This is a genomic window from Porphyromonas sp. C0041D3 (assembly GCF_056590575.1).
This window is the reverse complement of the sequence record NZ_JBWPWJ010000012.1, coordinates 1-14,145: the sequence shown is the minus strand read 5'-3', so window position 1 is coordinate 14,145 and position 14,145 is coordinate 1. Positions and strand designations below refer to the sequence as shown.

The following is a 14,145-nucleotide window of genomic DNA, read 5'->3' as shown; positions in this document are numbered from 1 at the left end:
GGTATATTTGACCATTATATACGGGGTACGCCAAGTGACCGCCTGAGGGCGGTACCACCCCGACTTTAGACTAAGCAGATGAACGAAGAATTCAAAGACTCTGAGAATAGGATAATCAAGGTCGACCTGGAGCAGGAGATGAAGACCTCCTACATCGACTATGCGATGTCGGTGATCGTCAGCCGCGCCCTACCGGACGTGCGCGACGGCTTCAAGCCGGTCCACCGCAGGATCCTCTTCGGGATGAATGAGCTCGGCAATACGCCCGACAAGCCCTACAAGAAGAGCGCCCGCATCGTCGGTGACGTCATGGGTAAGTATCACCCCCACGGCGACATCTCGATCTATATGGCTCTCGTCCGCATGGCTCAGGACTGGAGTATGCGCAATACCCTCGTCGATCCCCACGGCAACTTCGGCTCCGTCGATGGCGATGGTCCCGCAGCGATGCGATACACCGAGGCTCGCCTCGCCCCGATCGCCATGGAGATGCTCGCAGACATCAAGAAGGAGACCGTCGACATGACGCCCAATTACGACGACTCCGAGTATGAGCCCACCGTCCTCCCGACACGGATCCCCAATCTCCTCGTCAATGGTGCCGCCGGTATCGCCGTAGGTATGGCGACAAATATGGCACCCCACAACCTCACCGAGGTGATGAATGGCGTCATCGCCTACATCGAGAAGCGTGGCGACGTCACCACGGAGGATCTTATGAAGTACGTCAAGGCTCCCGACTTCCCCACCGGCGGAGTGATCTACGGCTACAAGGGGGTCCGGGAGGCGTACGAGACCGGGCGTGGCAGCATCATCATCCGTGGCAAGGCGGTGATCGAGAGCTCCGGCAACCACGACCAGATCATCATCACCGAGATCCCCTATGGAGTGGTGAAGAAAGACCTCGTCAAGGCAATCGCCGACCTCGCCACCATCAAGCGCATCGAGGGCATCAGCAACATCCAGGACGAGAGCTCCGCCAAGACCGGTATGCGCATCGTCATCGACCTGAAGCGGGATGCCAATGCCGGCGTGGTACTCAATAAGCTCTACAAGATGACTGCCCTGCAGTCCTCCTTTGCCTGCAATAATATTGCCCTCGTCGATGGTCGCCCGAGACTGCTGTCGCTCAAGGATCTGATCGGCGAATTCGTCAAACACCGCCACGAGGTGGTGATACGCCGTACTCGATTTGACCTACGGAAGGCTAAGGAGCGCCTCCACATCCTCGAGGGGCGTATCATCGCCGCCGACAATATCGACGAGGTGGTCCACCTGATCAAGGCATCGGCCAATCAGACCGCAGCCATGCAGGCACTCATGGAGCGCTTCAGCCTCTCCGAGATCCAGGCGCGCTCCATCGTGGAGATGCGTCTCGGTCAGCTCACCGGCCTCGAGCTGGATAAGCTCCGCCAGGAGTATGACGAGGTGACGGAGAAGGTGCGGTACTACGAGCGGATCCTCTCCGACGAGGACTTCCTCTACTCGATCCTCATCGACGAGTGCCGCGAGATCGTCGACAAGTACGGCGATGACCGCCGGTCGGAGATCGTCTACGCCACCCCGGATATGAATCCTGAGGACTTCTATCCCGATGACGACATGATCATCACCATCTCGCACTACGGCTACATCAAGCGTACGCCGCTGGCTGAGTACCGCTCGCAAAATCGCGGTGGCACCGGTGCCAAGGGTGCGGGGACCAAGGACGAGGACTTCGTCGAGTTTGTCTACGGCGCATCCAATCACGCCCACCTCCTCTTCTTCACCGACCGGGGTCGCTGCTACTGGCTCCGCGTCTTTGAGATCCCCGAGGCGGCACGCAACTCCAAGGGGCGTGCGATCCAGAATATCCTCAATATCGAGAGCGACAACAGCATCACCGCCATCCTGAGGATCAAGAACCTCACCTCCGATCAGGACTTTGTCGACACCCATTACCTCAATTTCGTCACCGAGCAGGGCATGATCCGCAAGGCACGCCTCAGGGACTTCTCCCGTCCGCGCGCCAAGGGGATCATCGCCATCCGTCTCAAGGACGAGACCGACCGCGTCGTCTCCGTCATGCTCACCAACGGTCGGCACGACGTCCTCCTCGCCAGCCGCGAGGGTCGGGCGATCCGCTTCCCGGAGAGTCTCCTCCGCCCCATGGGCCGCACCTCATCCGGTGTGCGCGGCATGCGGCTGCAGTCGCCTGAGGACCGCGTCGTAGGTGCCATCAGCATCAAGGACCCCGAGGAGGAGTCCATCCTCGTCGTGTCGGAGAATGGCTACGGCAAGCGCTCACCCCTTGAGGAGTACCGCATCACCAACCGTGGTGGCAAGGGCATCATCACCCTCAAGGCGACCGAGAAGACCGGCAAGCTCATCGCCGTCCACTCCGTCACCGACGACCACGACATCATGATCATCAATAAGAGCGGTGTCGTGATCCGCGTCCACGTCTCCGACATCTCCATCCTCGGGCGAAATACCCAGGGCATCCGCCTCATCAACCTCAGCAAGAGGGACGACGAGATCGCCGATGTCTGCCGCGTACCGGCCGATGAGGACCAGGCGGAGCAGGAGGACACCTCCATCGGAGAGCGTGAGGAGGATGCCGACCCCACCACCCTCGACGAGCCGGAGGAGCTGGGGGACGATACCCCTGAGAGTGAGGAGGATTAAACGATCCACCCCCTTTCTCATCATAATAGTGTACTGAAGGATCAAGGAATATGCCTATGTAGGCAGATTTTATTACCTTTGGACCGACTCCTCGGGGTAGCCCCTGAGGGAGTTATGGTAAACCTTGAGAATAAATTAATAGCAAAGAATAGACAACCATGAGTAACAAATTACTTATCGGAGCGCTCTCACTCCTTATCGCTGTCCCTGCCGCCTTCGGTCAGGAGAAGCTGGTCAAGCAGGTAGAGCGTATGGCCAAGAAGGACGACGTCAATGTACAGGAGGCGCGTAACTTCCTCAAGCCCGCATTTGAGAACCCTGAGACTGCCAACGACGCCAAGACTTGGTGGGTCGCAGGTCTCATCGAGGAGCAGCAGGTGAAGCGTGACTACCTCCAGCTCTCACTCGGCAAGGAGATCAATCAGGACGCCTTCTATAAGGCCGTCGCTGATATGACCGACTACTACACCAAGGCTGACTCCCTCGACCGTCTCCCCAATGAGAAGGGCAAGGTAAAGCAGCACTTCGACAAGAAGATCTCTGAGTCCCTCGCCACCTACTACGGCTTCCTCGTCAATGGAGGTGCTGCCGCTATGGACGGAGGTGATGTCTGCAAGGCTCACGACTACTTCCAGAAGTTTATGGACGTGAAGAAGATGGACCTCTTCCAGGGGACCCCCACCGCTGAGCAGGACTCTATGTCGATGCAGATCGGGTTCTTCAACGCCTACACCCTCACTCAGTGCAATAAGGACGACAAGCAGGGCGCCATCGCCGCCTACGAGGCGATCAAGGACGTCCCCTTCCGTCAGAATGACGTCTACCAGCTCCTCGCTCAGTCCTACCTGCAGGCAGGTGACACCGTGGGCTTTATGAAGACGCTCGACGAGGGTGTGACCCTCTTCCCGGAGGAGAATTTCTACCTCTTCAATAAGATCAACATCCTCATCCAGCAGGGTCGTCACGAGGACGCCAAGGCTTACCTCGACAAGGCCATCGCCGCCAACCCCGACAACAAGCAGCTCTACTTCGTCCTCGCCAACGTCTACGAGCAGGGCTTCAAGGATATGGCAAAGGCTGAGGAGTCCTTCCAGAAGGCACTCGCCATCGATCCGCAGTACGCAGAGGCTATGCTCGGTCTCGGTCGCGTCTACTTCAATCAGGGTGCCAACATCCAGTCTGAGGCCAACTCGATCACCGACGAGGCCCAGTACAAGGCCAAGGTCGATGAGGCTAAGGTCTACTTCGAGAAGGCTCTGCCCTTCTTCGAGAAGGCTGTGGAGCTCAATCCTGACGACACCCAGTACCTCGTCGCTCTCCGTGGCATCTACTACAACCTCGGTATGAACGATAAGTACAATGAGATCGACCAGAAGATCCAGAATAAGTGATCTCTGATCTCTGACTAACATCCCTCCCGGCGGGACGGCACCTCAGTGTGTCGTCCCGCTTTTTTTGTGCCCCTTTTTTCCCCCTCCCTCTGACGAAAGTCTAATACCGATATTAGAGATCTCTAATATCGGTAAAAGAAATCCACCGAAGGTGACGGCCTTAATGCGAGTCCAGAAATTCCATCGTCCCTATGTGAAGAGAAGGTGCTGTCCCATACCCGCTGGTCGCCCTCCATGGGTGACGCTTCTCATAAATGCTACCCTTTTAGCTATTATTCCTTAGATTTGTCCTGTACGATAAGAATTCATCTCCAAGAGAGATGAACAGACTTCACGAGTATTTCAGCCTGAGTAAAATAATGATGAAAGCAATCAACCACCAAGCCTCTCTCCTCTGTATAGTGCTCCTTAGCCTATGCACGTCCTGCATTACCATTACGGGCCTGACTGATGGATACGATAAGCTCACAACTACCAATAAGGAGCATGTCTGCTACCTCAGAGACTCAAAAGCAGCCGGCGCCATTACCACCGGCACAATCTACTTGGTGTCAGCCGGTGAGCTGAAACAGATTATTGAGAAAAGCGATAAGCGGTACCAGATCGTCTACGAGTACAATCCTAATTGCCCATCCGACGTGTGTGTCCCGATATCCACCTTTGTCTCGCTCTGCGAGAAGTATGATGCCGAGCCGATCGTTCTGGTAAGGTATCTGGATAATGCTCTATTTGACCTCAGCGTGGGAGACATCCCTCTCTACGGGATTGACCACAGTATGTACAAGCCGAGAGCAGTGTACAAGTATGTCCCGCTCTACCTGACCGACCTTACAGGCCATGAGATAAAGGATGATGGTAGCGGCAACTTATTTGTTTTTGAGAAGGGTTCCTTTAAGATACGGACAGACATCAACAGCATAGGCAACTGGTACAATAGTGCCGGGGCAGATCTGCAGTGATACCACTGGTATATGCAGAGATCGGGAGGTTGGTCTATGGTCACAGACTGCGGTTTATTCCTAGAGCCCACTAGGTGTCACTCAAAACGAGGAGCACGTAGAGGGAGCGATACCCTATCAGGGTCGTATTATAATGACGGCAAACTATAGACCCGGAGTCATCGGCACTGCGTGCCTCGACACCCGGTCTAAAAAGCGATGATCCCTCAGGGGCTTCTCTCCTGCGGGATCCACCGATCACAGAGACGGAGCCTGCCGGGATCCATCACCTCATGGGCGACCTTCCCGTCGCCTATACGAAGCTTAGTCCTCAGGGTCGCCAATTGAGGGATCGCCGTAAGGCACCACTGATCTCCTCCGGAGAGCCGCCGGAGGTGTGGGGGCTTTTCGGTACATTTGTAGGTGGCAATCATTTCTCCTCCATATATAAATGTAGTATGACACGCAGATCTCTCACCTATATCGTGGCGCTGCTCTCAGCCCTACTCCTCCTCGCCTCCTGCAATGGGAAGAAGCGACGGAGCACCACTGGCGCCACCGGCAATGCCCTCAGCCTGATCGCCGTCGTCCCTGACGGCAACATAGACAATCAGGCGCTCCGGGACAGCATCACCTTCTACTTCGGGCAGCCGGTGACGATCCTGCCGCAGCCGGAGCCGATGACGGACATCTCCTTCGTGGAGGCGTCCAACTTCGTCTCCTTTGTCCGCCGGGTCCGCAACATCCTCTACGTCTCCATCGACCCGGAGACCTACAGTGGTCCCTCTGTAGGGCTGTCGCGCAATGACTATGCCTCCGGGCAGCTGATCATCCACGCCAAGGGGCGCAACCTCGACGACATCTACACCCTCCTGCAGAGCCGGGGGGATCAGCTGGTCCAGCTGATCTACACCGAGGAGCTGAAGCGCCGGCAGGACTACTTAGAGCAGACCTTCTCCAATCCCATCCGTCAGCTCATCGAGGACTCCGTTGGTGTGACGATGAATCCGCCCACGGGACTGGACTTCACAAGGGCACAGAGGGGGCTTGTCTGGGCATCCAATATGGATCAGTCCAAGCGGATCGACCTCGTCGTCTACTCCATCCCCTACCGCAATCCCAATACCTTCACCGAGGAGTACTTCACCGAGCTACGCGACTCGATCCTCGGGAGCATCATCACCGGGAAGTACCCCGGCAGCCAAATGACGACGACGAAGCGGGATGCTCCGCCCTTCAATTACTACCACGGCATGACCTACCTCGGGGACTACCGAGGCGAGCTGAGGGGGCTCTGGGAGATGACGAATGATATGATGGGCGGCTCCTTCGTGATGCAGGGGATGCTGGATAAGAGTGGGCGAAACCTGGTCATCGGTGAGGTCTTCATCTACGCACCCGGTGAGAAGCAGCGGAATATGCTGCTGAATGCGGAGGCGAGCCTCTACACGATCCGCCCGATAGGGGCAGACTTCAGGACACATAAGATGCCCAATACCATGGACGAACTTGTCGTCACCCCCACACCGGATGGCGTGGAAGAAGAGATACCGACAGAATGAGTAAGCCGGAAGATAAGAAAAGGAAAGAGCAAGCGCTCCACGAGACCACTCCGCGCGTCGGTCTGACGCACGGGGACTTCAATGGCATCGGCTACGAGGTGATCCTCCGATGCCTCGCTGACAGCCGGATGCTGCGCCTGATGACGCCGGTCCTGTATGGCTCCGAAGCGATCTACAATTACTACAGGAAGCGCTTTACCCTCGACCTGCCCGAGAGACTTCACCGCATCGAACACGCCGATGAGGCTCGCGAGGGAGAGATCAATATCATCGAGACCGACGCCACCGGCATCGACCTCCACGTCACCCCCGGTGAACCTACACGGGCTGCCGGGCTGCTCGCTGCTCGTGCGCTGAGAGATGCGGCTGAGGATCTGGTCGCCGGGCGGCTGGATGGGGTGGTGACCGCACCGATACACAAGGATATGACAACGGGGGCGGAGTTTCCCTTTACGGGGCACACAGAGTTCTTCGCCTCCTACTTCCCCGAGAGCCACCCACTGATGCTCTTCACCGAGCCGTCAGGGATGCATGTGGCGCTGGCGACGATCCACGAGCCCCTATCGGCGGTCCCCTCGCTGATCACGAGGGAGCAACTGATGTCCTCTATCGTGACGCTGGAGCAGTCGCTGATACGAGACTTCGGCATCGTCAAGCCCCGCATAGTCGTGATGGGTCTCAATCCTCATGCGGGAGAGAATGGTCTCATCGGGCGTGAGGAGCCGGATGTGATCGCCCCCGCCATCGAGGAGGCATGGCAGAGAGGGATACAGGTCTTTGGCCCCGTGGCTCCGGACGGACTCTGGGGGAGCGGCAGCTACCGCACCTTTGACGGCATCCTCGCGATGTACCACGATCAGGGGCTGATCCCCTTCAAGCTCCTGGCGATGGACACGGGGGTCAATGTCACCACCGGGCTCCCGATCGTCCGCACTTCGCCCGACCATGGCACCGCCTACGACATTGCCGGCCGAGGGATCGCCAATCCGCAGTCCTTCCGCTCCGCGATCTACACGGCCATAGACATCATCGCCAGCCGCCGCAGCTACGACCGGATCACGGCTGACCCACTGCCCACCAGCATCATCTCCGACGAGAGACGTCCATGAAGTACCTCCTGATCATCAATCCGGTCTCCGGCCCCGACGCCAATGCGATCGAGATGGCGTCGAGGGCGGTGTCTCTGCTGCTGGAGCAGGGGCACGAGGTGACCTGCTTCGTCACCCGGGAGCCGGACGATGCCTACCACCGCGCTCTCGACCCGGGAGACGCTGATGTCGTCGTGGTGATGGGGGGTGACGGGACCGTCAATGAGGTGGGTCGCGCACTCATCGGCACCGACACGGTGATGGGGATCCTGCCCAATGGGAGCGGAAACGGCCTCGCTCGTGAGCTCCATATCCCGATGGAGCTGGAGCCGGCGATCGAGGTGCTGCTACGCCATGAGGTGCAGCGGATCGACACCGGTCGGGTCAATGGGAAGCCCTTCCTCTGCACCTGCGGCATAGGGCTGGATGCGGCGGTGTCGGAGAAGTTCTCTGCCAGCAAGACCAGAGGCTTCATCAGCTACATCGCTGACACGGTGGACCTCTTCGGTCAGTACCATGCGGGGGACTATAGAGTCACCATCGACGGTGAGGAGAGTGAGGTGCATGCCTACATCGTCTCGGTGGCCAATGCATCGCAGTATGGCAACAACGCCTTCATTGCCCCGGATGCGTCGATGGTGGATGGCATGCTGGACGTGACGGCGATCGAGGAGTTTCCGGCCGCTGAGGCAGGCATGATCGCCTACCGGCTCTTCAGCGGCGACCTGACAGAGAGCAAGTACACCCGACAACTGCGCGGCCGACAGATCACGATCCGGACCGACAAGTCGGTCATCTACCACATCGACGGCGATGCGATGGAGGAGACCCACGAGCTCCGGATAGAGGCGGTGCCACGGAGCCTGAGCGTCTGCTCCGGCAGGCCTGAGGACCGAGACAAGACGATCTTTGACTTCCTCCACACGGTGCGCAGCAATGCCCAAAGGCTCAGCGCCGGCGTGGCAGACCTTTTTACCCCCAAGCAACGCTAAGCAGACTATATACAAGTGGACATACAAGAGGCAACATTCATCAAGAGCAGCCGCAGCGTGGCGGAGTGCCCCGATGATGATCGTGTGGAGCTGGCGCTCATCGGACGATCCAACGTCGGGAAATCCTCCCTGATCAATATGCTGACCCAGCGGAGGGATCTCGCCAAGACGTCCCAGACGCCCGGTAAGACGCAGCTGATCAATCACTTCCTCATCGACGACCGCTTCTACATCGTCGACCTGCCCGGCTACGGCTACGCCAAGGTGCCGAAGCCCATGCGGCAGCAGCTCGAGCGGATGATCGATGACTACGTGAGCCATCGGTGGCAGATGTCCTGCCTCTTCGTGCTGATCGACATACGCCACGCACCTCTCCGGATCGACCTCGACTTCATCAATCACCTCGGAGTGAATAATGTACCCTTTGCCCTCATCTTCACAAAGGCAGATAAGCTCTCCAAGTCGGCTGCCCGCCGCAGCGTAGACGCCTACCTCGATAAGCTCCGTGAGGAGTGGGATGAGCTGCCGCCCTACTTCGTCACCTCCTCGCTCAAGAGCGAGGGAAGGGAAGAGCTACTGGACTACTTCGAGTCACTCCTCTGAGTCCCATCCTTATGAGACTAAGAGATTACCTCCTACTGATCCTCGCGACACTCCTCTGGCTCCCTCTCCACGCTGAGGAGACCCCGCTGAAGCTCCGCTACGATCGCCCAGCCAAGGCCTTCGAGGCCATGCTCCCGATCGGCAACGGCCGGCTCGGGCTGATGACCGGTGGTGAGGTGCGGAGCGAGCGACTGATCCTCAATGAGATCTCCATGTGGAGCGGCAGTGTCGACAGTACTGCCTACGACATCGATGCGGTAAGCCACCTGCCGATGATCCGACATGCGCTCCTCGACGGGGACAATCTCCAGGCGCAGAGGCTGATGTACAAGTACTTCCGCTGCGGAGGCAAGGGGAGCGGACTCCCTGACGGTGCCCACTCGCCCTACGGCAGCTACCAGATGCTCGCCTACATGACCCTCAACCACCACCTGCCTAAGGGGGCGGAGACGGGCTACCGGCGCGAGCTGGACCTACGGACGGCGGTGACGCATACGTTCTTTGACCTCAATGGGGTGCGGTACAATCGCTCCTACTTCGCCTCTCGTAAGGACGATGTGCTGGTGATCCACCTCGGTGCGGATCATAAGGGGAGGGTCTCCTTTGACCTCTCTCTCTCCCGCCCCGAGGGGGGCACGATCGAGGGGACGGACGTGGGACTACGCCTGACCGGCTCGCTGCCGGACGGCTTTGGGGGCGAGGGGACCCGCTACGAGGCGGAGGTGCGCTGCATCCCTACCGGCGGCAAGATGCGAGTGAAGGGGAGCCGCCTCTCCGTCTCCCACGCCGATGACGTGATCCTCCTCGTCGCTGCTCGGACCGACCTCATCCCCGCCGGCGGTGTCGCTCCGGAGCCACCGTCAGACCGACTGGATGAGGTGGAGGACCTCGCCTACGAGACGATCTACAAGCGACATCTCAAGGAGTACAGCCGGCTCTTTGACCGCGTGAACCTCCACCTCGGGGCGCCGACGGAGGCAGCCGAGCGGACGACCGACTACCGCATCCGCCGCTATCAGGACAATGAGGACCCCTCCCTCGCGGCACTCTACTTCCAGTACGGCCGCTACCTGATGATCTCCGGCTGCCGTCCCGACAGCTGGCCGCTCAATCTCCAAGGGCTTTGGGGCGAAGGGATCCAGCTGCCGTGGAATGCGGACTACCACCTCAATATCAACGTCCAGATGAATTACTGGCCCGCCGAGGTGGCCAATCTCTCCGAGCTTCATCGCTCGCTGATCGACTTCACCACAGCCCTCCGGGAGAGCGGGCAGAAGACCGCCAAGCACTTCTACGGCGCCGAGGGATGGGTGGCGCATATGATGACCAACCCCTTCTACTACACCGCACCCGGTGAGGATGCCTCCTGGGGAGCGACGATGACGGGAGGGGCATGGCTCTGCCGCCGCCTCTGGGACCACTACGACTTTACCCGCGACACCACCTACCTCAGAGCGATCTACCCGACACTCCTCGATGCGTCCCGCTTCTTCCTCTCCACGATGATCCGGGAGCCGAGGGAGGGGTGGCTCGTCACCGCACCCTCCTCCTCGCCGGAGAATGGCTTTTACCTCCCCGGCGACTCGACCCACATCGCCTACATCTGCATGGGACCGACGATGGACACGCAGCTGGTCGGTGAGCTCTACCGCCATACGCTGCGCGCCGCCGAGATCCTCGGCACCTACGATCCCGACCTGACCCGGATGGCGAATGCCCTGCCGCTCCTCCCACCGATGCAGGTCAGCAAGGAGGGCTACCTCATGGAGTGGCTTGAGGACTACCGCGAGATGGACATCCACCACCGCCACGTCTCGCACCTCTACGGGCTCTACCCGGGAGATGCGATCACCACACGCGAGACGCCCGAGCTGGCCGAGGCGGCACGCGTCACCCTCCGGAGGCGAGGCGATGCCGGCACAGGCTGGAGCCGGGCGTGGAAGATCAATTTCTGGGCACGGCTCAAGGACGGCAACCACGCCGCCAAGCTCCTCAAGAGTCTCTTTGTCCCCGCCTTTGACGAAAAGGGAGAGCTGGTCAATATAGGTGGCACGCTGCCCAATCTCTTCTGCGCCCACCCGCCCTTCCAGATCGACGGCAACTTCGGCGGCACCGCCGGCATCGCCGAGATGCTCCTTCAGAGCCACGAGGGGGTGATCGAGCTCCTCCCCGCCCTGCCGGACCTCTGGCACAGCGGCAGCTACAGCGGACTCTGCGCCCGTGGTGGCGTGGAGGTGGACTGCAGCTGGAGCGAGGGGAAGGTGACCGAGGTGACGCTCCGCAACCGCCTCGCCGGCCCCACCACGGTGACCCTCCGCGATGCCACCCGCGACCAAGAGCAGCAGGTGACCCTCATTCCTGGCACGCCCTTCACCCTCCGTCCCTAAGCCCCCGATGATCCCTGTTTTCACCAATACCTATAGGTGGAGACGTGGCGCCACGAAGAGGAATATTTCTCTTACATTTGTCTCAAAGAAATCCATTAGAGTACGATAGCTATGCTTACCAAAAGGATCCTATACCTCCGCGGACTCGGGACGGCGATGGTGACGCCCTTCACCGATGACGCCTCCAAGAGCGTCGACTACGATCGCCTCCGCCTGCTGATCCGCCGCCAGATAGAGGGCAAGGCGGACTTCCTCGTCGCCCTCGGCACCTCCGCCGAGACCCCCACGCTCACGGAGGAGGAGCAGGACCGGGTCATCCGGACCTTCGTGGAGGTCAATCAGGACCGCCTGCCGCTCGTCGTCGGCGTCTCCTCCAATAGCACCCTCAAGGTGATCACCCGCCTCACCACGATGGACCTCACCGGCATCGATGCCGCTCTGGTGGTCTGCCCCTTCTACAATAAGCCCTCTCAGGAGGGGCTCTACCGCCACTTCCGCACCATCGCCGAGGCGTCGCCCATCCCGATCATCATCTACAACGTCCCCTCGCGCACCGGGGTGAATATGCTCCCCGAGACCACCATCCGCCTAGCCAACGACTGCCCCGCCATCGTCGGCATCAAGGAGGCGAGCGGCATCGTCGGGCAGATCGATCTCGTCCGGCATCGCGCGCCGGAGGACTTCTTCGTCCTCTCGGGTGACGATACCATCACCTATCCCCTGATGACTATGGGCATCGATGGCGTGATCTCCGTGATCGGCAACGCCTACCCCGCCACCTTTGCCGAGATGGTTCACCTGCTCGCTGAGGGGAAGGATAAGGAGGCGCTCCACACCCACCGGCTCCTCAAGGAGACCTTCCGCCTCCTCTTCGTGGACGGCAACCCCTCCGGAGCCAAGGCGCTCCTCAGCCTGATGGGGCTGGCACCCAACGTCCTCCGACTGCCCCTCGTGCCGGTGTCGGAGAAGACCCTCGCCGCCCTTAAGTCCGAGTACAGCTCCGTCAAGGCGGATCCCGCCTTCCGTGACTGAGGCGAGATGGTGTCCCTGCAGTGCGACCCCTTGCGGGTCGCACTGATAATTTCGTTTCCATAATACAATAACGACTATATGCAATCTACCTCTACGCTTAAGGGCAAACTGATCGTGATGAACTTCCTGGAGTACGCCGTCTGGGGGGCCTGGCTGATCTCCCTCGGCGTCTACCTCGGGACGCTCGACTTCACCGGCGGGCAGATCGGTGCTTTCTTTGCCACCATGGGCATCGCCTCGATCTTTATGCCGACACTGATGGGCATCGTCGCTGACAAGTGGATCCCCGACGAGCGGCTCACCTCGATCTGTCACCTCATCGCCGGAGGGCTGATGATCGCCGCCGCACAGGTGACCGACTTCACCTCCCTCTACACGCTGATCCTGCTGAGCGTCTGCTTCTATATGCCGACCCTTGGGCTCACCAATGCCACCGCCTACTCGGCACTCAACCGCGCAGGGCTCGACACCGTGAAGCACTTCCCCCCGATCCGCGTCTTCGGCACCGTGGGCTTCATCTGCGCGATGCTGGTGGTGGACAACCTCGGCTTCAAGACATCTGCGACACAGCTCTACATCTCCGCCGGACTCTCCTTTGCCCTCGCGGCATGGATGTTTGTCTTCCCCTCGAGCCGGATCATCCGCAAGCCACGGACCGGGGACGAGGGGCTGCTGGAGAAGCTGGGGCTGGAGGCCTTCCGCCTCTTCAAGCGGCACGACATGGCGATCTTCTTCCTCTTCTCCGTGCTCCTCGGCATCTGTCTCCAGATCACCAACGCCTTTGCCAACGTCTACATCACCGGCTTCGGTGAGGACCCCGCCTACGCCGGCACCTTCGGTGTGGAGCACTCCGGCACGCTGATCTCCCTCTCGCAGATCTCCGAGGCGCTCTGCATCCTGATGATCCCCTTCTTCCTCAAGCGCTTTGGCATCAAGGCGGTGATGATGATCAGCTTCATGGCGTGGGTGCTGCGCTTCGCCTTCCTCGGCTGGGGCAATCCCGGCGACGGGGTGTCGCTCCTGATCCTCTCGATGATCATCTACGGGGTCGCCTTTGACTTCTTCAATATCAGCGGCTCGCTCTATGTGGATAAGCAGACCACGCCTGAGCTGCGCTCATCGGCTCAGGGTGTCTTCCTGATGATGACGAATGGGCTCGGCTCCACGATCGGTGCCTATGCGGCGGGCTTTGTGGTCGATCGGGTCGGCTTCCCGGAGAGCTGGTTTATCTTCGCCGGCTATGCGCTCGTCGCCGGGATCCTCTTCTGGCTCCTCTTCCACGACCGCTCGGCCGAGTGACGACACTCGGTTGAGCTCACCCTCCCACTCTGTGATCTCTATCCTCTTGATAAAGAGGGAGATCACAGGAAAAACGGGGAAATTGTAAGGTAGAGATAGCACGTTACATAATCAATTCAAAAAACCTTTGTATATTTGCACTCAGAGGTACATGTTTTCCCTCAAAATTTTAGGGTTCTGCGGTTT

11 protein-coding genes are annotated in these 14,145 nt (G+C 59.5%); 10 read left to right on the top strand and 1 reads right to left on the bottom strand.

Features of this window, described 5'->3' with window-relative positions; all coding sequences use genetic code 11:
* Positions 1-78 precede the first annotated feature (78 nt).
* From gyrA to AC1EKE_RS07635, 3 genes are all read left to right on the top strand, one after another.
* The gene (gene gyrA, locus AC1EKE_RS07645) at positions 79-2,667 is read left to right on the top strand and encodes a DNA gyrase subunit A (protein WP_480308913.1); all 2,589 of its coding nucleotides are present in this window, start codon (positions 79-81) and stop codon (positions 2,665-2,667) included.
* Between the two features lie 158 nt (positions 2,668-2,825).
* Positions 2,826-4,058, top strand: coding sequence for a tetratricopeptide repeat protein (locus AC1EKE_RS07640; protein WP_296161826.1), 1,233 nt, complete (start codon positions 2,826-2,828; stop codon positions 4,056-4,058).
* 320 nt (positions 4,059-4,378) lie between these two features.
* A complete protein-coding gene (locus AC1EKE_RS07635; RefSeq protein WP_296161839.1) occupies positions 4,379-5,017 on the top strand; it encodes a hypothetical protein in 639 nt (212 codons plus the stop codon).
* A 206-nt stretch (positions 5,018-5,223) separates the two neighbouring features.
* On the opposite strand, the gene AC1EKE_RS07630 is transcribed toward AC1EKE_RS07635, so the two are convergent.
* Entirely contained in the window at positions 5,224-5,430 is a 207-nt protein-coding gene (locus AC1EKE_RS07630) for a hypothetical protein (protein WP_480308911.1), read from the bottom strand.
* Positions 5,431-5,454: 24 nt separating this feature from the next.
* On the opposite strand from AC1EKE_RS07630, the gene AC1EKE_RS07625 reads away from it, so the two are divergent.
* The 7 genes from AC1EKE_RS07625 (at position 5,455) to AC1EKE_RS07595 (ending at position 13,959) form a co-directional block, all read left to right on the top strand.
* Positions 5,455-6,558: a DUF4837 family protein gene (locus tag AC1EKE_RS07625; RefSeq protein ID WP_296161848.1), complete on the top strand. Its 1,104-nt coding sequence runs from the start codon at positions 5,455-5,457 to the stop codon at positions 6,556-6,558.
* Entirely contained in the window at positions 6,555-7,667 is a 1,113-nt protein-coding gene (gene pdxA / locus AC1EKE_RS07620) for a 4-hydroxythreonine-4-phosphate dehydrogenase PdxA (protein ID WP_480308910.1), read from the top strand. Before AC1EKE_RS07625 ends, pdxA begins: the two co-directional genes overlap by 4 nt.
* Positions 7,664-8,638 (top strand): diacylglycerol/lipid kinase family protein, encoded by a 975-nt coding sequence (locus AC1EKE_RS07615; RefSeq protein ID WP_480308908.1) that lies wholly within the window; start codon positions 7,664-7,666, stop codon positions 8,636-8,638. Before pdxA ends, AC1EKE_RS07615 begins: the two co-directional genes overlap by 4 nt.
* A gap of 15 nt (positions 8,639-8,653) precedes the next feature.
* Positions 8,654-9,241 carry a ribosome biogenesis GTP-binding protein YihA/YsxC gene (gene yihA / locus AC1EKE_RS07610; protein ID WP_296162552.1) on the top strand — a complete coding sequence of 196 codons (588 nt, stop codon included), beginning with the start codon at positions 8,654-8,656 and terminating at the stop codon, positions 9,239-9,241.
* Between the two features lie 11 nt (positions 9,242-9,252).
* The gene (locus AC1EKE_RS07605; RefSeq protein ID WP_480308907.1) at positions 9,253-11,628 is read left to right on the top strand and encodes a glycoside hydrolase family 95 protein; all 2,376 of its coding nucleotides are present in this window, start codon (positions 9,253-9,255) and stop codon (positions 11,626-11,628) included.
* A 111-nt stretch (positions 11,629-11,739) separates the two neighbouring features.
* Positions 11,740-12,660 carry a 4-hydroxy-tetrahydrodipicolinate synthase gene (gene dapA, locus AC1EKE_RS07600; RefSeq protein WP_480308906.1) on the top strand — a complete coding sequence of 307 codons (921 nt, stop codon included), beginning with the start codon at positions 11,740-11,742 and terminating at the stop codon, positions 12,658-12,660.
* A gap of 78 nt (positions 12,661-12,738) precedes the next feature.
* Positions 12,739-13,959, top strand: a complete 1,221-nt coding sequence (locus tag AC1EKE_RS07595) for an MFS transporter (protein WP_480308905.1) — start codon at positions 12,739-12,741, stop codon at positions 13,957-13,959.
* Positions 13,960-14,145: the final 186 nt, after the last annotated feature.

Bases quoted from the DNA above. Each gene is read 5' to 3' on its own strand.
- gyrA (WP_480308913.1), top strand. From the start codon at position 79: ATGAACGAAGAATTCAAAGACTCTGAGAATAGGATAATCAAGGTCGAC.
- AC1EKE_RS07640 (WP_296161826.1), top strand. From the start codon at position 2,826: ATGAGTAACAAATTACTTATCGGAGCGCTCTCACTCCTTATCGCTGTC.
- AC1EKE_RS07635 (WP_296161839.1), top strand. From the start codon at position 4,379: ATGAACAGACTTCACGAGTATTTCAGCCTGAGTAAAATAATGATGAAA.
- AC1EKE_RS07630 (WP_480308911.1), bottom strand. From the start codon at position 5,430: ATGATTGCCACCTACAAATGTACCGAAAAGCCCCCACACCTCCGGCGG.
- AC1EKE_RS07625 (WP_296161848.1), top strand. From the start codon at position 5,455: ATGACACGCAGATCTCTCACCTATATCGTGGCGCTGCTCTCAGCCCTA.
- pdxA (WP_480308910.1), top strand. From the start codon at position 6,555: ATGAGTAAGCCGGAAGATAAGAAAAGGAAAGAGCAAGCGCTCCACGAG.
- AC1EKE_RS07615 (WP_480308908.1), top strand. From the start codon at position 7,664: ATGAAGTACCTCCTGATCATCAATCCGGTCTCCGGCCCCGACGCCAAT.
- AC1EKE_RS07605 (WP_480308907.1), top strand. From the start codon at position 9,253: ATGAGACTAAGAGATTACCTCCTACTGATCCTCGCGACACTCCTCTGG.
- dapA (WP_480308906.1), top strand. From the start codon at position 11,740: ATGCTTACCAAAAGGATCCTATACCTCCGCGGACTCGGGACGGCGATG.
- AC1EKE_RS07595 (WP_480308905.1), top strand. From the start codon at position 12,739: ATGCAATCTACCTCTACGCTTAAGGGCAAACTGATCGTGATGAACTTC.